Genomic DNA, 20549 nt, shown 5'->3' with positions numbered 1-20549 from the left:
CATTCGATCTTATTATCCAAACCATTTTGGAAAGAAAATTATACAGCCGATGATTGCACTGGCTATGGCAAACACGAAAACGGAACCAGCTGCAATATCTTTTGCTTTTTTAGCTAGCGGATGGAATTCGGTTGTGACAAGATCCACAACGTATTCCACTGCAGTATTCATTAATTCAAGTGCCATTACACCTGCAATGACGATAAAAATGATCATCCATTCTATTTGTGAAAGGCCAGTGAACCAGCCTGCAATCAACACGATCATAGCTGACAAACCGTGCGCTTTCATATTCCGGCCTTGCCTAAAGCCGTCTTTAATGCCTTCCCACGCAAAGATGAAAGATTTCAAGAAATTTTGCATAGACTCACTGCCGATCCAAACCGAATGCAGTTAAAATCTCTGTCTGTCTGCCGAACATCTCACGTTCTTGTTCTTCATCGAGATGATCATATCCGAGTAGATGCAAGAATCCATGTAAAGCAAGAAACCCGAGTTCCCGCTCGAACGAATGATTGTACTCAATTGCCTGACGTTTTGCAGTATCGATGGAAATCAAGATGTCCCCTAGCACAACAGGCATATCGCTTTCATGAACAATCGCCACTTCTCCTTCAGACAACTCTTCTAGCGCAAATGAAATAACGTCAGTTGGACGGTCTTTGCCTCTGTATTCAGCATTCACAGCTTGAATGGATTCATCGTCCATAAACGTAATAGACAACTCATACAGACCTTCCATTTTCTCCATTATGGACGCGTGAGTCAACAAATCCTTGATCAATGTTTCCGAACTTGGTTCCACGATTTCTGTTTCATCTTCGAAATAAAAATCTATCATAGTCGCTCTGCTCCTTTACTTATCGGGGTATTCAATACGATTATGAAATATCCCGTTTAACGTTTCATTAATTGCTTGTTTCACTAATTTAATTTCTTTTAACGACAAATCACATTCGTCAAATTGATCATCCTCTAATTTCCCTCGTACAATCGCGTTGACGAGCGTAGCAATTTTTTCAGGAGTCGGTTCTTTCATAGAACGCACCGCCGCTTCCACACTGTCTGCAATCATAATGACCGCATTTTCTTTCGTTTGCGGTTTCGGGCCGGGATAGCGAAAATCGTCTTCATTCACATCGGGATTAATTTCTTTCGCTTTCTGATAAAAGAACCGGACGCTACTCGTTCCATGATGCTGTCTTGCAATAGCTATAAGCTCTTTTGGCATACGATGCTTCTCCAAAATTTTCGCGCCATCTTCCGCGTGGGCTATAATCATATCACGACTTTTCTCGGGTGTCAGTGCATCATGTAGATTACGATCATTATGTTGATTTTCAATGAAGAATCCCGGATGTATAGTTTTCCCAATATCATGATAATAACTGCCGACACGCGCGAGCAATCCGTTGGCTCCAATTGCTTCACACGCCGCATCGGCTATATTCGCAACCATAATGCTGTGATGATATGTGCCCGGCGTCTCCACTAAAATTTTCTTTAGTAGCGGATGATTAGGATTCGAAAGCTCCACTAAACGCATATTAGAAAGCAAGTGGAAACTCGACTCGAAAAACGGCAATAATCCCATTGTCAAAGCTCCAGATAACAAGCCAGATGTGATAGCTGCCACGGCATAGAAAATCAGCTCTGGCGTTGTATAACTAGTCTGCGTCATTAACAAATAAAATATAATGAACATACTATTTGATCCCGCAACACCAACACTCGTCTGCAGAATCGTTGAACGTCTGCCATGTTCACTTAGTAAATAAATACTCACAATCCCACCAAATAAAATATACAGCGCTACTTCCATTTGCATGATTGCAGCCAAGCCTTCCTGCAGCATGATACCAGCTGTCGCAGAAGTAATAATCGTCGCAAGTACTGCTGAACGCTCATTAATCAATAACTTGATCAACATCGGTACGAGAGCCGTTGGAAATAAAAATGCAATGAGGACATCAAACTCATAATCGATGTAGCTGACGATTTTCATTAATACGACCGCCAGTAATAAAATAATACAGAAAATAACCAGAGCTTTCTTTTTAAATGCCTCATCTCTTTTGGACTTGCCGAAGTGTATAGCAATCAAACCTGACACAAACAAAATAAACAACACCGTTCCGAACGTCGGTTTAAGTGAAGATTGATTATTAAGGACTCCAGAAAGCTTTAGTTGGTGATACACATCACGATCGATCAACTGTCCTTCACGTACGATGACTTGTCCTTGCAAAATACGGATGGCTTCAACTGAAGCTCGCGCATCCGCCTGATTTTTGACTGTCAATTCTTCATCGATTACTTCCGTTTCCACTACCGCCATTCGTCCTAGGGATAGTGCAACATCAAGCAAATCTCTTGGCAGTGTAGTAGTTTCTCGAATTCTACGCTCCACTTCATAGCGATGCATCGGCACCTGTTCAGCTTTAAACGGCTTCGATAATTCTCTTCCCACTACAAGTGTCAATAATTCATGCAAATTATTTAGATCATCTTGTTCAGCCGAGAGCAGCCGTTTAAGTTGGTCACTTGTAACAGGTAAAAAAGTCTGTTCTTTTTCAAGTCCTTCCAACTTCTTTTGGAGCAATTTCATTTTAGATCCCAGGGTCATGTCTGGATCTTCTTTCGCTTCGACTTTGACATCACTCACTGCAGTAAAGATTGAACCGAGGATAGCTTGGCGGTTTTTCATGACATCTTCTGAAAAACGATAGGAATTAGGTACCGCCTGTTCTGCCCGTACACGTTCAAGTTCGGTTTTCTCGATATCTTCTATTGTTTTAGGTGAACGTATAGTTTTCGGTGAAATTTCAAAAGCTGAAATTTCGTACGTTTCGTTTTGCGTGCTGCCATACATCAGAAAAAATAATAAGATACTTAAAAGAGAGACGACAAGAAGCAAAAGAAATGTAAATTTCACTTTTCTTAGTTGTGAAAGTAGTTCCTTTAAAGCTATCATGCAGTTGCCTCCTTTCAGCAAATGTTCCTCACATGATGGTGTAACTATGTATATTCATCATTCAAAAAAAGCAGTCAATTAATTAGTTGACTGCTCTTTCTCATATGCATCAATGATCTTCGCTACAATCGGATGTCGGACTACGTCACCTTGTTCCAAATACATGAATTGGATATCTTGCACATTCTTCAAAATATGTTCTGCAACATTGAGACCGGAATCTACACCGCGAGGTAAATCAATTTGCGTTTTATCACCTGTGATGACCATTTTTGATCCAAAACCGAGACGAGTTAAAAACATTTTCATTTGAGCTTTCGTTGTATTTTGAGCTTCGTCCAAAATAACGAATGCATCGTCAAGCGTTCTGCCACGCATGTACGCCAATGGTGCAATTTCAATGACGCCACGTTCCATAAGACGTTCTGTATGTTCGGCTCCCAGCACATCGTGTAACGCATCGTAAAGAGGGCGAAGGTATGGGTCGACTTTTTCTTTCAAATCGCCTGGAAGGAATCCTAAGCTCTCTCCAGCTTCAACAGCAGGTCGGGTCAACACAATTCGCTTTACTGACCCTGTTTTCATTGCCTGCACAGCCATCACGACAGCGAGATACGTCTTTCCTGTTCCGGCAGGTCCGATACAAAACACTAGATCCCTTGAACGAATTGCCTGGACGTATTCTCTTTGGCCGATCGTCTTTGCACGAATGACCTTTCCTTTTGTGTTGCGTGCGATTTCTTCTTCGTATAATGAAGAGAAATATTCAATCGTGCCGTTTTTCGCCATTTCGATCGCTGTTGCCACATCGCGTAAATTGATATTAATCCCTTTACGGATAACTTTCAATAACTGCTCGAGCAATGTTTTCGCAGCTACCGCTTGTTCTTCCGCTCCACTGATCGAGATATTTTCACCTCTAGTGTGGATTGAAACTTTCAATTCCTCTTCAATTAAATTCATGTTCTGATCGGAAATGCCAAGAAGCATAATCGCTTCGTTCGGTTCTTCAATATGAAGTTGAAGTAAATGTTCGCTCAATATTTTCAGTCTCCTTGAGTTATAGGTCGTTTTTCAGCAATGTTTTCATTAAGTAAAAATAGTATAGTCCCACTCACTTTATCATTAGTGAAGGATACATGTAAAATGTTTTCTTCCTTAATTATGCGCTCATCTGTTTTCTTTGACAATAAATCGTACTTAATCAATGGCAATATGATGGTCTCTTCCATTCCTTTTTTCAGAAATACTTCCTGAATGTGATTTTCTTTCACCTTATCAATAATAATAGGATTTCTAATACTTATATCTTTTATCTGGTTACCTATCCACGGCTTTTGCCAACTGATATTCACGTTTTCTTCTCCTTGAATCGAATAACTAATCGTCCGGGGTAATTCAAAATGACATTCTAACCAGTAATCAGCAAATACTTCTCCATCCGCCCCTACTACTGCCGTTTTCTCTCCTTGTTCTAGAATACCTGTTGCCAACATATCACCTTTTTTTACGGTCTGATGAATGATACTCGCTCTTTCTCCTCTTGTTAATGCAAAGCGTGTAATTACTCCTCCTGTTTTTGCCACTAGATGGGAGGGCTTTTCTTTCACTTCTTCTTTCACTTCAGTGGACAGTGGTGCAAGCATCGGTGAAACCGTTAACGAAGTACCTGCCTTTGAGAACCGGATCCAAGATAGCGAGGGTTCATCTTGCATCAACAGTCGACGAATTTCATCTTCCTCCGGTAATTTGGATAATAAAGTAGGCGCAGTAATTCGCGCTTTCTTCATCTTGGTTTCCATTCGTTGCGCAATTTCTGGGACATCACTCTCCACCGTGATATTCCAAAGAAACAGCGAGGCAACTAGTGGGATGAAACAGACGATTAAAAACAAGAATGATGCGAATAGCCGATGCTGAACAGTATCCTGACCTTTACGCCTGATTTGTACTTTCACACGGTACTTTCTTCTGTAACGACGGATAATATGAATTCCTTTTGAATCCGTTTCAAAAAACATAGCACTTCCAGAGACATACAAGCTGCTGATCTTGACATGCTCTCTCTGCAATCTACTTAGAAAAACAGAACCGTTACGAACATCTTTCACCTGAACTTCAAATCGTTTAGGACTCATGGCTGTTTCCTTCTTCAGGCGTAAAACGCACCGTCACTTCCTGTAGTTCATCGATCGATATATGGGCGTGTTGTTCAGTCAGCATTAGAACCGTTACATCTTCTCCTTTAACAGTCATGACATAGTCATTCGTTTGAAAGGATACGGATTGTTCGCTTAATGCGAGCAAGCGATAGTTGCCAGTAATCCGCAATGAGTTGAATTCATCTAGAATAATGGATGGATGAAGTGCGAATAATTTTTTCATGAAAAAACCCCCTGTCTCATCCTATGAAAAGACAGGGGGCGGCATGATTACCGTTTTGATTTTGGTGGACCTAAAATTTCTGCATAGACGATTCCTTGCATGATCTGCTGAGGTGTTCTTGGAATCAAGTCTTCTTGCAAAATTTGTTCATCTTCTAACATGATGGACTGGTTCTCTCCGTGCAGTCTACCTCTGCCCGTTTGACGCTCCGGACGTGACGCAGAAACGGGTTTAGCCGGTTTCTTAGGTTCTGCATAGAAGACTTCCGACTGAGGCGCCTGCGACTTTACAGGCTGTCCAGGTTCCTTCGTTTCTTGTTGGAGATCTTGGAATTCCTTTTGAATATCTTCGAATAGGTTCCTAGATAACTCCTTCAACGAACGCGGCTTTTCTTCTGGAGTTGCATTAGTCCGCGGAGTTTCTCTTTGATTCATTTGGCGTTGAGTTGGTTGAGCTGGCCATTGCTGACTAGGCGGTCGCTTCGGTTGTCGATCTGGTTTCTCTTGGTCTTTCTTTTTACCGAATAGAGATCCCAGAGCCAGCATAATGACCAAAATTATCAGTTGTTCCATTATGCATCCCCTTCCCGGGAATTCATCTCGTTATTATTGATCTTTCTTTGGTTGTTGATCCGAACCTGTTTTGCTGATAGAATCTCGCATGCTTGTATCTGCTTGGATATTTTTATAATTCATATAATCCATGATTCCGATATTTCCTGAACGCAAAGCTTCTGCCATAGCTAAAGGTACTTCGGCTTCTGCACCCACAACTTTCGAGCGCATTTCCTGAGTTTTCGCCTTCATCTCTTGTTCATTCGCAACAGCCATCGCACGGCGTTCTTCCGCTTTTGCTTGGGCAATGTTTTTATCCGCCATCGCTTGTTCAGTCTGAAGTTCCGCGCCGATGTTTTTACCGATATCCACGTCGGCAATATCAATCGAAAGAATTTCAAACGCAGTACCTGAATCCAAACCTTTTTTTAGAACGGTTTGAGAAATCATATCCGGATTTTCCAGTACTTTTGCGTGGCTGATAGAAGAACCAATTGTCGATACGATACCTTCACCAACACGGGCAACGACAGTTTCTTCACCTGCACCACCGACGAGACGGTCGATGTTTGCGCGGACTGTGATACGGGCTTTCGCTTTTACTTCGATACCATTCATCGCAACACCTGCGATAAATGGTGTTTCGATCACTTTCGGGTTAACGGACATTTGAACTGCTTCCAATACGTCACGTCCTGCCAAGTCAATTGCTTGCGCTCTTTCGAAAGTCAAATCAATGTTCGCACGTTGTGCAGCAATCAATGCATTCACAACGCGGTCTACGTTACCACCTGCCAAGTAATGGCTTTCAAGCTGGTTGATCGATACTGTCAGACCCGCTTTATGTGCTTTAATTAACGGGTTAACTACTCTGCTTGGGATAACCCGACGTAAACGCATACCGACTAACGTGAAGATACTTACTCGTACACCTGCCGCCATTGCGGAAATCCATAGCGTGACTGGCACAAATGTAAAGAATACCGCCAGTACGATGATGATAATGAAGACTGCAGCTACCAGTCCGATTGTTCCTAGTCCCATCATAAGCCTTGTTCCTCCTCTTTCATCTCTCTAACTACAATTCTAAAGCCTTCTACTGCTACAACAACTACTTTTTTACCACTCTCGATATACCGACCTTCTGATACTACATCGATTCGTTCACCGTCCAACTCGGCAACACCCGATGGATAAAGTGGTGTAATGGTTGTGGCAACTTTCTGCAACAATTCATTACGATTTTTATTGGAGACATAACCGCTTTCAGTATCCATCGTATCCATTAAAATGATTTTATTCAACAGATGAAGTTTTTTACCGAAGAATTTCATAATAACCACTGCTCCTATACATGCTACGGCTATCGCAATTAGCACCGAGATTGCCATGAATGCCAAGTTTGTGCCTGCCAATAAAATACTTCCTATGATAGCCAAGATCCCGAAGATACCCGCTATTCCCCCCGCTACAAAGAATTCGGCAATAATGAGTGCAACGCCGAGCAGGAATAATAACAATGTTTCATAACCCGCGAGCCCCGCTACTGTATGTCCATAGAAGAATAAAAACAGAGCTGTTAACCCCATACTTCCCGGCACACCGAAGCCTGGTGAATATAATTCTACAATCAGTCCGAGACTTGCAACAGAAAGTAAAATCGGTACAACGACCGGATTGGTGATGAATCGCGCCATTTTCTCTGTAAATGTTTCCGTTGTAGAAATAACTTGCGCGTCTTCCAAATCTAGCTTCTTAAGTAACTCATCAAATGACTCCACTGTACCTTCACTGTACCCTACCTGTACCTGTTCTGCTTCGTCAGCAGTGAGAGTCAGAAGTTCCCCTTTTTGCGCACGCAAGTCCGGCAGATCAATTTCAGGATTTGCCATTGCTAGTGCATATTGTGGATCACGGTCTGAGTGCTTTGCGGCATTTTTCATTTGCGCCAACCAATAACTATTGGCTTTCGTTTCTGCTGCATTTCCAGAACCATCGATGACTTGTGCAGCACCGATCGAACCGTTTGGTGTCATGTAGATTTCATCTGCATAGAGCGCAAGGAAAGCTCCGGCAGATAGTGCACGATCGTTGATGAAAGCAACAATTTTCACATCATCCGTTGTTTCCATCAGTTTTGCGATTTGATCAGCAGCGTCTACAAACCCTCCTGGAGTGTCTATATCCAGCACAATCGTCTCTGCACCTTCAGCTTTGGCTTCTTTGAATGAACGCTGTAGGAAAGCATGCAGCCCCTTTTCTACTTCTTGATGAAGGGGTACTCGATATACTTTTGTTTCAGCTGCATCTGAGTGTATAAAAGGCAATGCGATTGTACCGATGAATAAAATGAGCAGAAAAACTGACCTAATCATTTTAGACATTATTTTCTCACCTCTCTCTACTGCCTATTATACTTACTATTTACGTTTGAAGAAGCATTTGGTTTCATTTAATCGTAATTAAATAAAAGTTTTTCTTTCTGTTGTGTCATAGCTTGTTAGTATATGGATTATATATGGTTGAACTACTCCCACTTTCACTGTGTTTAGAAGGGGGAGATTCCTAAGAACACCAGCGTAACCACTAGTTATGGATTAGGCGATCCCCGCAGTCCCTGCGGTTCGAAGTCTTATGGCTTCGTTTTTAAGGTTTATACTTGCGTTCAGATCCTGGTCATGATGGCATCCGCAATTCGGACAGTCCCATTCACGCAAGGCAAGATGCTTCACGTCTTGGTTTCTAGCCCCACATCCCGAACAAAGCTGGCTGGAAGGAAATGTTTTTCCGACCACTACCACATGTTTGCCATACCATTTCGCCTTATATTCCAGCATGGAACGAAACTGTGACCAGCTCACGTCGCTGATCGCTTTCGCCAATTGGGGATTTTTAAGCAGTTTCGCTACTTGCAAATCCTCGACTCCGATGACATCGTGGTTTTTGATGATTTCGGTTGATCGTTTATGCAAGTAATCTTTTCTTTTATTGGCGATCGTTTCTTGGATGCGCGCGACTACGATCCGTTGTTTCTGATAATTTTTCGCCTCGCTCAATGGGCACGTTCTTTTACGAGCCGATTCCTTCCGTCTTGAAAGAATCCGTTCTGCTTTCGCTAATTTTTTCTCCATCGAGCGAAAGAACTTTAGGTTTTCGTATACCGTTCCGTCAGACAAGACAGCGAAATCCTTCAATCCGACATCTATCCCTACGACAGAGTGTGTCTTGGGCAGTTCGGACATTACGGTTTCCACCAGGACGGACACAAAATATTTTCCAGTGGCAGTGCGTCGGATGGTCGCATTCATGATTCGTCCATCTACTTCCCGACTTTTGGCGAGCTTTACCAAACCGAGCTTCGGGAGTTTAATCGCATGGCCGACAATGGCGATATTGCCGTTCGTTTGTTTGGTTGTGTACGATTGAACAGGATGTTTTTTCGATTTAAAGCGCGGTATAGCATTTTGTTTTTTGAAAAATCTTTCAAAAGCGTCCGCTAGATTTTTCAAGGAAGACTGAAGAGAAATACTATCGACTTCTTTCAGCCAAATCGTATCTTCTTGCTTTTTTAATTGCGTTAATTCAGCAGAACAGATGCCATAAGAAAGCCCTTTGCCGGTTTCCTTAAAAGTGTGTTCCCACTTGGACAAGAAGTGATTAAAGACAAACCGGCTGCAACCAATGGTTTTGGCGATCAACACCTGCTGTTCTTTCGTTGGATAGATTCGGAACCGAAACGCTTTGTGAATCAGCATGAAGTGCACCTCCATCGTAGGGAACGTATGTTTTCATTATAGCAGACTGATACACTCTTTGGCTAGCGCCAACCGACATGCATCTCCCGCTTACTCATTGAGCCGTGCTCGATTCATTCCTTGAAGCGGGAGTCTTCTGTCGGTAATTAAATAAAAATGAGCAAATAGTTGAAGCCTTGTTTAAAGTTGTAGAGGATGGGGGTTGAATTAGAAGACTGAATTAGTGTCTATGAAAGGATGGAAGCTCCAGATGGCGGACGCTTTCCCATGGGCCTTCGGTGAATCAACTGTTCGCAAGTGCAAAGATATGCTCCTAACGCTTCGCTTTTACTCGCAAAAGCCGTTCTTTGTGACGGCTCTCGCTCTCTTAGTTGTCTCACCTGATCAGGCTGATCCATCGGGAGTCACCGCCAGCTTCCGCTTCCATCCTACTTATTGAGTGGAGATACTTAGAATATTCATCGGAGCTAGTGAGTGAATTATTTTTGTGCCTAAACTTAATTAAGTTCAAGTTCAAGTTCAAGTTCAAGTTCAAGTTCAAGTTCAAGTTCAAGTTCAAGTTCAAGTTCAAGTTCAAGTTCAAGTTCAAGTTCAAGTTCAAGTTCAAGTTCAAGTTCAAGTTCAAGTTCAAAATAGATTATAAACATAACCTCAATGCACAACAAAAAGTATCATCCATTTACATTGCAAGGGAGTGGCGCGTAGGAGGGCTCCCAGGGGATCAGTTCGACAGGCGAGACAACCAAGGGAGCTTGTGACTGGTTGGCTCGCCGCGAACCCTCAGGAAGCGTCCCCTCCGAAGTGCCAATCCCCACCCCTAGACCTTCGCCAACAACTCCTATAAATGGCTTAGTAAATTCCAGACAATAAAATAAACCGAAAATCCAAGGATGGATTTTCGGTTTATAAGAAATTACATTAGTAGGTAATATCAAAATTCAATGTAGGCAGAAATTAGAACTTGCGCTTACGAGCAGCTTCTGATTTCTTTTTACGTTTTACACTTGGCTTATCATAGAATTCACGCTTTCTACTCTCTTGTATTGTACCACTCTTGGATACAGTACGTTTGAAGCGGCGAAGAGCGTCTTCAAGTGATTCATTTTTGCGAACGACTGTCTTAGTCATATCTCTTGTCCCTCCCTCCAAACACACACTTCGAAACATAGCACTTTGCTATGTACTATAAAATTATATCGTATATTTTCTGTTTGGTCAATAAAAACTATTAGAATATCATGAGAAGTTTTATGAATTACTCTTTTAAAGTGATCAATAATCGCTCGATGACGATAGGCCTTGCATGATGGAAACACCCGAACTCGCACCAATACGTGTTGCACCCGACTCCATCATACGATCTACGTCTTCTGCACTGCGCACACCGCCACTTGCTTTAACTCCAATTGCCGGACCTACTACAGCACGCATCAGCTTCACGTCTTCCGGAGTTGCACCGCCAGTAGAGAATCCAGTCGATGTTTTGACAAAGTCCGCTCCTGCGAGCACCGCAAGTTCACATGCCGTGCGTTTTTGGATATCGTCCAACAATGAGGTTTCGATGATCACTTTTACTAAAGCCTGATCTTTTGCTGCTTCCACGACGGCTACAATGTCATTTTGCACTTGTTCAAGCAATCCACTTTGTAATGCACCAATATTGATCACCATATCCACTTCTGTGGCACCGTTAGCAATCGCGTCTTTAGCCTCAAAAGCTTTAACTTCGGGTGTGCTTGCACCTAAAGGAAAACCGATCACGGTGCATACTTTTACCTCCGTACCCTGTAAAGCCTCTGCAGCTGTTTTCACCCAAGTCGGATTAATACAGACTGAAGCAAAGGAATATTTTTTGGCTTCTTCACATAATGCCAGTACTTGCTGTTTTGTTGCTTCTGCCTTTAACAGCGTATGATCGATATAAGCGGCATAGTTTGTAGTCAATGAAAGCGCTCCTTTTTTACGTACCGTTTTTTTCAGTATAACAAAGCTTACATTTTGTTGCACGAAAAAGACCACCCATTACAGGTGGTCCAAATTAAATCATGATTTTTTCTTCTGTAAGCACACGAACCGGTTGACCTTCATTGTAAGGATAGCCCGCTTTCGTGATTTTCACTTTTACAATTTGTCCAATCATCGTTTCATCTGCAGGCAAGACTACTTTCAAATAATTGTCTGTATAGCCTACATAGAGATTCTGTTCAGTGTCGTCCTTAAAGATTTCTTCTGGAATAACTTCGAGTACTTCGCCTTCAAAACGAGCAGCATAATTTTTCGCTAACTGATCGTTCAACGTTAATAAGCGGTGGACGCGTTCGTTTTTCACGCTTTCGTCAATTTGATCTTCCATACGAGCAGCAGGTGTGCCAGTTCTTTTCGAATAAGGGAACACATGGAGTTCAGAAAATTTATGGTCACGAATGAAATTATACGTCTCCATGAACTCTTCTTCCGTCTCACCAGGGAAGCCTACGATGACATCAGAAGTAATAGCAAGGTCAGGCAACGCTTCGTTCAGACGAGTTAAACGATCAGAGAAGAACTCCATTGTGTATTTACGGCGCATCCGTTTTAGTACAGTATCTGAACCTGACTGAATAGGGATATGCAAGTGGCGTACAACAATATCAGAATCGCGTAATACGTCGATTACTTCATCTGTTAATTGGCTCGCTTCGATTGAACTAATACGTAAACGTTTCAATCCTTTTACTTGCTGTTCCAAGTCACGTAACAGACGAGCTAAGTTATAGCCTTTTAGATCTTCACCGTAACCACCTGTATGAATACCTGTTAGGACAATTTCAAGATAGCCTGCGTCGACAAGTTGCTGTGCTTGATGGATCACTTCTTCAGGATCACGTGAGCGCATTAATCCTCTAGCCCACGGAATAATACAGAATGTACAGAAGTTATTACAACCTTCTTGTATTTTTAACGAAGCACGTGTGCGATCAGTGAATGACGGTACGTCGAGTTCTTCGTAGACACGGTTTTTCATAATGTTGCGCACCGCATTAATCGGTTGGCGCTCTTCACGGAATTGGTCAATCAGCCCAAGTAGTTTTGAACGATCTTGTGTACCTACCACAATATCCACACCTGGAATCGCCATAATTTCTGCTGGTGATGTTTGCGCATAACAACCCGTTACACAGATTACTGCGTCTGGATTTTTACGAATAGCACGTCGGATCACTTGTCGGCTCTTTTTATCACCGGTATTCGTTACGGTACATGTATTAATAACATAGACATCAGAATTCTGATCAAACTCTGCTCTTTCATAGTCTGCTTCTTGGAACAGTTGCCAAATAGCTTCTGTTTCATAATGATTCACTTTACAACCTAGCGTATGAAAAGCTACGGTTTTCGTAAGCTCATTGTTACTCATATTTATTTTTCATCCTTTCATTACACTCAATAAAAAACACGACTTAAACTATAATATCACAATCGTGCATAAGGGGCATAACGCAACCTTACTAGAAAGAAAAAACGGTCTGCAAACTTCAAAAAATTCCTGCTTGTTAGTCGATACGAAAAGGAATGTTTTCAACAAGCCCAAATTAATACATAAAAATTGATTCATTGACTAATGCATCGCCCTTTTTCAACAAATCAAAAAAACAGGGAGCATGTTAACGTGCGCTTCCTGCTTTGTCTTTTAAAAGGACCTTTCTTCTTTAAACTGCAATAACTAACGGACAATCTATTTTGGGTGCAGTACTATTTTAGCTCAAAAGCATATCACATGGAGTATCTGTTTTTTAAATGATGAGGATAGACGTTGAAAACTATGATCTTGAATAGAAAAAGATTGTCCAGGTAGTGTTGCGCACAGACTACTACTCTAAAAAAGACTGGCCTGCCATCGAATAAATAATGAATCAACTTATTTCGGGCCGCTGCATGGACGCTTTTTCCTTTGAATTCGAAACGCGCGGAGCAACCAACAACGTCACCACATTCTAACGCTATCCGTTAGAACATGATGACGTTAATCATGTCAACTGGTACACTTTCACCGGTCTTCCCCTTGAATAATGGGATTCTTCCCCGACGCATACAGCTAAATCCACCTTACACAAATCGGAAACAATCCGCTGGGCATTACGCTCACTCATGTTCAAGTGGGTCGCCAAATCCTTCGTTGTGAAATGGGCCCAATCCATTTTCCGAATGAGCGACTCAATTCGTTTAAATGTCTTAACACTGATTTTTCCTTCTTGTAGTTTCTTCACGAATTCATTATCGTCCGTACGGTAGGAATAAAAGAGTTCTTCATCTTTCCCCACTGCATCAATCATCGTGCCATCTTCTTGAATAATGACAATTTCTTGCTTCCCTTTATCCTTCGACTCCCGAATGGCGCGTTTTGCATTTACCTCAGCTGTAAAGACAGTTTGGCCAAAACCAATTCCGACTGCAACAGTCGAGTCCGCTTCAAGCGAGAGATAATTCACTTTTTCCTTCAGTGTTCCGATTTCCCGCTCCACTGCTCCTCTTGTACTAAAGATCATATACCGTCCATTTCCTTGTTCAATTAGCAAGCCATTCAACGTTTCACACAGTTGGATAAGTGTTTTCTTTAAATGCAGCTCCAAATATTCCAGTTGGTAGGATTCCTTCATTTTTTCCTTTATCGCATCATACTTCACGATTTCAATCATTTTGACACTAGTTTGTGTGTCTTTGTAGTATGATGTTTTAATCTTTTCGAAGAACATCCGGATGGTCTGATAGATTTCATTGCGTGAAGGTGATAGCCAATATGACGGTACACCTGCTTCCCGCAAGGATTCATAGACAGTCGGATAGCATGTTAACGCCACTTCAATTTCATTCTTTTTCCACAACCCGTAATGAAAATCAAACAATTCTTCCGCCTTAATCTCCACATCGAATTGTTTAATAAATGCCTTCCCCAGCTCTTTTTCCAACTGGGTAAATTCTTCATCAAAATGATATGACGAAACCATATCTACGCTAATCCGTTCTGGAATTTTACCAATCTCATTGGAAAGCTTCAAGATTCCCTTATAAATACTCAATTCGCTTGAATCGATAAACACAAATGTTTCGTTCGTCCCCGTCGCATTGACTGCAATTTGATACGGGATATAGCCTGAAAACAACCAAAAGTCCACCGGTATGTCCGGATTCAGTACGAAGTCTTTTACTTCGTTCGTTTTCGAATAAATATACGGAACGAACTCTAATTCCTCCTCAATCTCTCTTGCCAACGTTAGAATTCTGTCGACCGATTGATTCGGACCAACAACCGCTACTTTGTACATACAATTACCTACTTTCTCAACGCCAATACGCCCATTCTATCGGTAAGCTTCAAATGAAGGAAATTTTTCGTAATTTCAGCCGAAATAAAATAACAAAAAGTCTCGAAAGTGTGTCCACTTGAGACTTTTGTCAATAATTTATTTTACTGATTTAGGAATTAAAGAATTATAAGATTTACCGTCCAAGCGGTCTGCCAACTCGTTCTTCGCTTGTTCAATGATTGTCGGGTTTTCCATAACTTGCAGCGCGGTGGATGCGATTATTTTCGCCGCCTGTAGCATTCCTTTATGCGCAATCGGCGTCGCTCCTTGCGACACGACCTGCCATGTATGGAGCGGAGTGCCCAAAGCAAAACAAGTTGTGAGACATTGCATCGTTGGCACGACCCAGCTGACATCCCCTACGTCCGTTGAGCCTGATAAAGTGGCTTCCGTAGAGGAATGGGGCGGAATCAGATCGGCAATAACCTTTTCCTTCAGCTTTTTCACTGTTTCCCGGTCCCGTCCTGCATAGGCATTGTTCAGATCTTCTGCTGACAACGTATTCCGGATCTCCTTCGCAAATTCCATATCCGTTTCATCATAGGAAGGAACCCCGACATTCACTAAGTTTTCATACATTACATCAGCAAGGACAGAATTAGGAATCAGATTGGACGCAGTTCCTACAAATTCAACGTCAAACGTCGTCCCCGTCATCAATGCAGCGCCGCGTGCAATGTCATGAACCCTTTCGTAAAGCGATTCCACTTCATCCTTTTCCGATGCCCGGATCAAATAGACGACTTCGGCATTCGCCTGAACCACGTTCGGCGAAGTGCCACCTGTATCCGTAACCGCATAATGAATTCTTGCGTCCGGCACCATATGCTCTCGTAAATAATTGACACCGACATTCATTAACTCCACTGCATCGAGCGCACTTCTACCTAAATGAGGCGTTGCTGCTGCGTGAGCGCTCTTCCCTTTGAACTTGAAGCGCGCAGAGTAATTGGCAAGTGTCTTCATATTCATGAGTCCTGGTACATCCCAAGGGTGCCAAGATAACGCGACATCTACATCGTCAAACAGACCAGCCCGCGACATGAAGGCTTTACCAGATCCATTTTCTTCTGCAGGGCAACCATAATAACGGACCGTCCCTTGCAAACCGTTCTGTTCCATATACTCTTTAACAGCGACAGCAGCTGCAAAGGCGCCTGTCCCAAGAAGATTATGGCCGCAGCCATGCCCATTTCCGTCCTCAACGACCGGATCATGATGGGAAAGTCCTTTTTTCTGACTGAGACCTGGCAAAGCGTCAAATTCACCTAAAATCGCGACGACCGGCTTCCCCGTTCCAAAACTCCCGACAAAAGCGGTGCTAAGACCCGCGACTCCCTGCTCGACTTGAAACCCTTCTTCTTCTAACGCCCCAATTAAGTAGGCGGATGATTGATGTTCTTCGAAATACAATTCGGGTACTTCCCAAATTTTATCGCTTAACGCAATGAACTTATCCCTTTTTTGTTCAATTAAATCTGAAATCGTTTTCATTGGTTCCATCGTTTTCCTCTCCTTTTCTACAAGAATGGCTGTTAGCGTTTATGCATCAGCTTGAACTAGCTCGCCCTTCCGAAAATTCAACGTTAAAAGTGAAATCATACAGATGATGGCGAAAATGATTAGCATCCAAAAAGCCGCATTATATGAACCGTTAAATGTCTGCACAATAAACCCGATAGCAAGCGGGGTAATAAAACCGGCTAGCTGACCTCCTGTATTCGCAATACCCATGCTTGTCCCCGTCACGGAGGATGGAAGCCTTTTCAAAATAATTGCCGGCAACAGAAGCATAACAAAGGAAATAAAGATAATCACAATCGTCTGATATGCAACGAACATTGTCACACTTGGCGCATTGTACATGAGATATAGGAGGATACCGACAACAATACAAGAAATTGCGCCAACCACTTTTTCCTTGCCAAGCGGAAGTCTGTCGATGACATATCCAGCTAAAAACATCGCAAAAATCATCGCGAAACCTGGAATTGTTTGCGCCCATCCAAGTGAAATTAAGTCAAGTCCTCTGACATTCACGAGGTACGTCGGCAGCCATGTCGCCAAGCCCCAGTTAATGGCGTAAATGCTGTAATACGCGATAAACAGATTCAACATGAGTGGCGTTTTTATTATTTGTTTGAAAATTCCTGCCTGGGAATTCCCTGCCGGTTTCGTCTCCTCATCTTTAAGATCAGCAGGCGGTTTGATGAAGATCCAGAAGAGGATCGTGATGAGAATTCCAATACCACCGAGGATCAAGAACGATATACGCCAACCTATCGTCGTCAGCATATAGGCGGAAAGAAGCGGTACGATCAGCGCCACAATTCCTCCCGATGACAGCATGATCGACATAGCCCAAGCTCTTTTGTCGATGGGAAACGTTTGTGAGATCAATTTCGAGCTTGATGGCTGGAATCCACCTTCCCCAATTCCGAATAAGAAACGGATGATCATCATCGAAGTCAATGACCACACTGCCCCAGTCAAAGCCGTAAAGATCGACCACATTAGAACGGAGACAATAAGGACCCTTCTTGACCCCAATCTATCAGCCAACCAGCCGCCGGGAATTTGCATGAGCGCGTACCCTGCAAAAAAACTACTAAGAATCAATCCCGTACTGGTAGGATTTAATTGTAAATCCTCTGTTATGGACAGTACTGCATAGTTAATAAAATACCGATCGAAATTCCCAATCGCCCATCCAATGAAAAGTAATAACAAAATTATATTCCTCTGTTTCACAGAAACCATAGAGAAACCTCCTTTTTCAGAACTTCCTGTTTCATTTTACGTATATTTAACGAAATATACGTTATATCAATTACTATAAATGAGATTTAAAAGCGACGCAATACTTTTTTATTCTCTGTATTTGAAAAGTTCACTTCTTTCCTTTTATATGAATCCATTTCATATCTCCGAGCCCTTACGGCTCTAAGTGTAAATCAACAATAAAATAGAGCACCGCTCCAAATCTTGTATAATGGGAGTTACGACACACACATTAACAGACTGGAGAAATGCTCAATGACTAGGACACGACAAGAAAGCCTGATTGACATACAGGTTTTATTTGACTTGGAACCTACCCAACGATTTAATTCCATTTTATCGGTTATCGATTTCCATCCTATCCTAGATGTGGTAATAAACAACCCCGTTTTGGTCCTAAACAATCACTGAATTACTCAGCCATGTTTTATTCAGTGATTATCCGTATGTGTTTAGAAGGTTTGTATCTATTCAGTGAGGATGCAATCAGTCAGAAGAATGATTTTTTCGGAAAACGTGCTATTCAAGTGCGGTTGGAGGAAATCGAGATAGATATCAATGCGCTACAACAAACAGGCGAAGTGAAAACAAGCGATGCATTCGTCGATAATATCATTTTCATGGACAAGTGTGTACCATCCATCACTTTTGTTAACGGCATCACGCACACTTTCGCTTACAAGTCACTCACAGATAGTAAGAGCGCTGCACCGGCCAAGATGCAGTGTGGAGAATACAAGGACGCTGTACTTGAGCATTTAACACAAAAAGGACTTACTTCACGTGCTGATTTGAAGAGGACGACCAACATTACGCGCGAGGGCACTTACTCTTTATTGGCCGAATTGATCGAGCGTCAGCTTGGTATAAAAACAGACCAGTCTACTCTAACCCGCTGTGCATAAAGAGAAAAACTCACCTGAAACCGTCATTTCAGATGAGTTTTGCCAAGCAGTTGAAGCCTTGGTGCTATTGAGTTCCTACGCAATCATATATATATATATGTGTACAGTCCCACAGCCGGGTGTATGAAAAGCAACTGAAGACATAAGTTGTTCAGTTCTTTTATTCAAATTCATAAGACATAGCGGACAATACATATAAAGGTGCTGTTTCCGTGCGTAGGATTCTAGGTCCTAACGACACGGGGAGGAAACCTGCATCTTGGAGTAGAGCAGCTTCTTCCCGCGCTAATCCGCCTTCCGGTCCAAAAACAACTACTATCGATTGTCCATGATACACGTTTTTCAGACGGTCCGCAATCTTATGCGGCATATCACTTTTCGCATCTTCTTCATCCGCAAACAATTTGATATCAAAGGAATCTGTATACATGATCAGTTGCTTGACGCTTTGGACGGATAAAATCTCCGGTACTCGGTTACGATGACTTTGTTCAGCAGCTTCCTTAGCAATTTTTTGCAAACGTTCTATACGTTTATCGCCTTTTTTAGCATCCCATTTGACGATAGAACGACTTGCAGCAAAAGGAATCAATCGACTCATACCCAGTTCGGTACTTTTTTGCGTTATCAAATCAAGTTTATCGCCTTTAGGCAACCCGCAGGCAATCGTTACAGATATCGGTAACTCGTTATCTTTATCCAGTTGTCTCTGCTGCGAAACGGTAACGATGTCTTCAGAAATACTGTCGATCATTGCTACCGAAGCTTCGCCATCATAGACAGTCAGGATTTCCTGACCCGGCGTCATGCGCATCACTTTGACAATATGCTTATAATCATCCCCGCCGATTGCTACTTGACGCTGCTCATTAAATGGTTGATCCAGAAAATAACGTTGCATGATTATTCACTACCCTTACGCGCAATGATCGCTACCCAATCTTCCATGAGAACCGTTTCCAAAATCTCAAAGCCTTGCGCCATTAGGTCGTTACGCACTTCGTCCCGTTTCGCACCAATAATACCGGATGTAATGAATAGTCCACCTGGTTTAACGAGTTGATATGCATCTTGGGAAAACGACATGATAACTTCCGCTAGTATATTCGCAATAATCATGTCTGGTGGTTCTTCTATCGAATCGAGAAGATTACCTTTCAAGACGGTAATGCGATCATCTGCATCGTTATACGTCACATTCTCCTGTGCAGCACGTACAGCTACTTCATCCAAGTCAAGTGCAGTAATGTGCTTTGCTCCAAGTAAGGCAGCACCGATTGCTAGTACTCCTGAACCTGTTCCTACATCGACGATCATCTGATCAGGTTGAAGGTATTTCTCCAATGCTTGTAAACAGAGGACTGTCGTAGGATGTGTACCCGTACCGAATGCCATTCCCGGATCCAATTCGATGATCAACTCATCAGATTCCACTGGTGTATACTCTTCCCATGTAGGTACAATTGTAAAACGTTTCGATATTTTCACCGGATGGAAATATTGTTTCCACGAGTTAGCCCAATCTTCTTCATCCACCTCTGTGATGCCTATAGTAAAGCGTCCAGGATTTAATGAAAATTGACGAAGGCCTTCAATTTCCAATTCAAGATTTTCAACTGTTTCATTGATGAAGCTAGTGACAGGCAAATAGGCTTTTATAATGACACCTTCGATTGGGAAGTCACCTTTATCTAGTGCATATATTTCACCGTACTGGTCTACCCGTTCTTTACCAGGTTCTTCGGAGTCTTCAATTACAACTCCGCTCGCACCCGCTTCATGCAAGATGTTCGCTACCGCCTCAGTTGCTTCATGTGTCGTGTGCACGGAAACTTCAGACCATTTCACAG

Annotated in this window: 20 protein-coding genes; 1 reads left to right on the top strand and 19 read right to left on the bottom strand. The window is 42.4% G+C overall.

From position 1 onward, the window contains the following. Positions 1-12 precede the first annotated feature (12 nt). The 17 genes from CSV73_RS02280 to CSV73_RS02200 all read right to left on the bottom strand — a co-directional run bounded on the left by CSV73_RS02280 (position 13) and on the right by CSV73_RS02200 (position 17773). Positions 13-363 (bottom strand): diacylglycerol kinase family protein, encoded by a 351-nt coding sequence (locus CSV73_RS02280; RefSeq protein WP_099626509.1) that lies wholly within the window; start codon positions 361-363, stop codon positions 13-15. 4 nt (positions 364-367) lie between these two features. Beyond that, positions 368-841, bottom strand: a complete 474-nt coding sequence (gene ybeY / locus CSV73_RS02275) for an rRNA maturation RNase YbeY (protein WP_085133500.1) — start codon at positions 839-841, stop codon at positions 368-370. A 15-nt stretch (positions 842-856) separates the two neighbouring features. Next, positions 857-2974: an HD family phosphohydrolase gene (locus tag CSV73_RS02270; RefSeq protein WP_099626508.1), complete on the bottom strand. Its 2118-nt coding sequence runs from the start codon at positions 2972-2974 to the stop codon at positions 857-859. A 78-nt stretch (positions 2975-3052) separates the two neighbouring features. Then, positions 3053-4015, bottom strand: a complete 963-nt coding sequence (locus CSV73_RS02265) for a PhoH family protein (protein ID WP_198166038.1) — start codon at positions 4013-4015, stop codon at positions 3053-3055. Between the two features lie 5 nt (positions 4016-4020). Beyond that, positions 4021-5112, bottom strand: a complete 1092-nt coding sequence (locus CSV73_RS02260; RefSeq protein WP_099626506.1) for a sporulation protein YqfD — start codon at positions 5110-5112, stop codon at positions 4021-4023. Continuing rightward, the gene (locus tag CSV73_RS02255; RefSeq protein WP_085133497.1) at positions 5102-5359 is read right to left on the bottom strand and encodes a YabP/YqfC family sporulation protein; all 258 of its coding nucleotides are present in this window, start codon (positions 5357-5359) and stop codon (positions 5102-5104) included. The genes CSV73_RS02260 and CSV73_RS02255 overlap by 11 nt, the downstream gene beginning before the upstream one ends. Positions 5360-5406: 47 nt before the next feature. Next, complete coding sequence (locus CSV73_RS02250) at positions 5407-5931, bottom strand: hypothetical protein (protein ID WP_099626505.1); 525 nt, start codon at positions 5929-5931, stop codon at positions 5407-5409. Between the two features lie 33 nt (positions 5932-5964). Continuing rightward, complete coding sequence (gene floA / locus CSV73_RS02245; protein ID WP_085133714.1) at positions 5965-6957, bottom strand: flotillin-like protein FloA; 993 nt, start codon at positions 6955-6957, stop codon at positions 5965-5967. Then, positions 6957-8297 (bottom strand): NfeD family protein, encoded by a 1341-nt coding sequence (locus tag CSV73_RS02240; protein ID WP_099626504.1) that lies wholly within the window; start codon positions 8295-8297, stop codon positions 6957-6959. The genes floA and CSV73_RS02240 overlap by 1 nt, the downstream gene beginning before the upstream one ends. A 213-nt stretch (positions 8298-8510) precedes the next feature. After that, positions 8511-9668, bottom strand: a complete 1158-nt coding sequence (tnpB, locus tag CSV73_RS02235) for an IS200/IS605 family element RNA-guided endonuclease TnpB (protein WP_099626503.1) — start codon at positions 9666-9668, stop codon at positions 8511-8513. Between the two features lie 497 nt (positions 9669-10165). Continuing rightward, entirely contained in the window at positions 10166-10333 is a 168-nt protein-coding gene (locus tag CSV73_RS16400; RefSeq protein ID WP_158232268.1) for a hypothetical protein, read from the bottom strand. A gap of 289 nt (positions 10334-10622) precedes the next feature. Continuing rightward, positions 10623-10796 (bottom strand): 30S ribosomal protein S21, encoded by a 174-nt coding sequence (gene rpsU / locus CSV73_RS02225; RefSeq protein WP_029054680.1) that lies wholly within the window; start codon positions 10794-10796, stop codon positions 10623-10625. Positions 10797-10940: 144 nt separating this feature from the next. After that, positions 10941-11612 (bottom strand): deoxyribose-phosphate aldolase, encoded by a 672-nt coding sequence (gene deoC / locus CSV73_RS02220; protein WP_085133712.1) that lies wholly within the window; start codon positions 11610-11612, stop codon positions 10941-10943. A 94-nt stretch (positions 11613-11706) separates the two neighbouring features. Continuing rightward, positions 11707-13065, bottom strand: coding sequence for a tRNA (N(6)-L-threonylcarbamoyladenosine(37)-C(2))-methylthiotransferase MtaB (gene mtaB, locus CSV73_RS02215; protein WP_099626501.1), 1359 nt, complete (start codon positions 13063-13065; stop codon positions 11707-11709). 610 nt (positions 13066-13675) lie between these two features. Then, the gene (locus CSV73_RS02210; protein ID WP_099626500.1) at positions 13676-14971 is read right to left on the bottom strand and encodes a hypothetical protein; all 1296 of its coding nucleotides are present in this window, start codon (positions 14969-14971) and stop codon (positions 13676-13678) included. Between the two features lie 138 nt (positions 14972-15109). Continuing rightward, positions 15110-16516 carry a M20 family metallopeptidase gene (locus tag CSV73_RS02205; RefSeq protein ID WP_099626499.1) on the bottom strand — a complete coding sequence of 469 codons (1407 nt, stop codon included), beginning with the start codon at positions 16514-16516 and terminating at the stop codon, positions 15110-15112. Between the two features lie 39 nt (positions 16517-16555). Then, the gene (locus CSV73_RS02200; RefSeq protein ID WP_099626498.1) at positions 16556-17773 is read right to left on the bottom strand and encodes an MFS transporter; all 1218 of its coding nucleotides are present in this window, start codon (positions 17771-17773) and stop codon (positions 16556-16558) included. A 443-nt stretch (positions 17774-18216) separates the two neighbouring features. Here CSV73_RS02200 and CSV73_RS02195 point away from each other — a divergent pair, with 443 nt between their 5' ends. Further along, positions 18217-18699: a hypothetical protein gene (locus tag CSV73_RS02195; RefSeq protein ID WP_143560923.1), complete on the top strand. Its 483-nt coding sequence runs from the start codon at positions 18217-18219 to the stop codon at positions 18697-18699. A 160-nt stretch (positions 18700-18859) separates the two neighbouring features. Here the strand turns inward: CSV73_RS02195 and CSV73_RS02190 are convergent, their stop codons facing one another. Further along, complete coding sequence (locus tag CSV73_RS02190) at positions 18860-19600, bottom strand: 16S rRNA (uracil(1498)-N(3))-methyltransferase (RefSeq protein ID WP_099626496.1); 741 nt, start codon at positions 19598-19600, stop codon at positions 18860-18862. Between the two features lie 2 nt (positions 19601-19602). Then, positions 19603-20547: a 50S ribosomal protein L11 methyltransferase gene (gene prmA, locus CSV73_RS02185; RefSeq protein ID WP_085133492.1), complete on the bottom strand. Its 945-nt coding sequence runs from the start codon at positions 20545-20547 to the stop codon at positions 19603-19605. Between the last annotated feature and the right edge of the window lie 2 nt (positions 20548-20549).

Origin of the sequence: Sporosarcina sp. P1 (assembly GCF_002743155.1) — a bacterium.
Taxonomy (GTDB): domain Bacteria; phylum Bacillota; class Bacilli; order Bacillales_A; family Planococcaceae; genus Sporosarcina; species Sporosarcina ureae_B.
Note: the sequence above shows the minus strand (reverse complement) of the source record. Positions and strands in the feature narration are given on the sequence as shown.

Coding starts and splice junctions, on each gene's coding strand:
- CSV73_RS02280 (WP_099626509.1), bottom strand. CDS start 363: ATGCAAAATTTCTTGAAATCTTTCATCTTTGCGTGGGAAGGCATTAAA.
- ybeY (WP_085133500.1), bottom strand. CDS start 841: ATGATAGATTTTTATTTCGAAGATGAAACAGAAATCGTGGAACCAAGT.
- CSV73_RS02270 (WP_099626508.1), bottom strand. CDS start 2,974: ATGATAGCTTTAAAGGAACTACTTTCACAACTAAGAAAAGTGAAATTT.
- CSV73_RS02260 (WP_099626506.1), bottom strand. CDS start 5,112: ATGAGTCCTAAACGATTTGAAGTTCAGGTGAAAGATGTTCGTAACGGT.
- CSV73_RS02255 (WP_085133497.1), bottom strand. CDS start 5,359: ATGAAAAAATTATTCGCACTTCATCCATCCATTATTCTAGATGAATTC.
- CSV73_RS02250 (WP_099626505.1), bottom strand. CDS start 5,931: ATGGAACAACTGATAATTTTGGTCATTATGCTGGCTCTGGGATCTCTA.
- floA (WP_085133714.1), bottom strand. CDS start 6,957: ATGGGACTAGGAACAATCGGACTGGTAGCTGCAGTCTTCATTATCATC.
- CSV73_RS02240 (WP_099626504.1), bottom strand. CDS start 8,297: ATGTCTAAAATGATTAGGTCAGTTTTTCTGCTCATTTTATTCATCGGT.
- tnpB (WP_099626503.1), bottom strand. CDS start 9,668: ATGCTGATTCACAAAGCGTTTCGGTTCCGAATCTATCCAACGAAAGAA.
- rpsU (WP_029054680.1), bottom strand. CDS start 10,796: ATGACTAAGACAGTCGTTCGCAAAAATGAATCACTTGAAGACGCTCTT.
- mtaB (WP_099626501.1), bottom strand. CDS start 13,065: ATGAGTAACAATGAGCTTACGAAAACCGTAGCTTTTCATACGCTAGGT.
- CSV73_RS02210 (WP_099626500.1), bottom strand. CDS start 14,971: ATGTACAAAGTAGCGGTTGTTGGTCCGAATCAATCGGTCGACAGAATT.
- CSV73_RS02205 (WP_099626499.1), bottom strand. CDS start 16,516: ATGGAACCAATGAAAACGATTTCAGATTTAATTGAACAAAAAAGGGAT.
- CSV73_RS02200 (WP_099626498.1), bottom strand. CDS start 17,773: ATGGTTTCTGTGAAACAGAGGAATATAATTTTGTTATTACTTTTCATT.
- CSV73_RS02195 (WP_143560923.1), top strand. CDS start 18,217: ATGTTTTATTCAGTGATTATCCGTATGTGTTTAGAAGGTTTGTATCTA.
- CSV73_RS02190 (WP_099626496.1), bottom strand. CDS start 19,600: ATGCAACGTTATTTTCTGGATCAACCATTTAATGAGCAGCGTCAAGTA.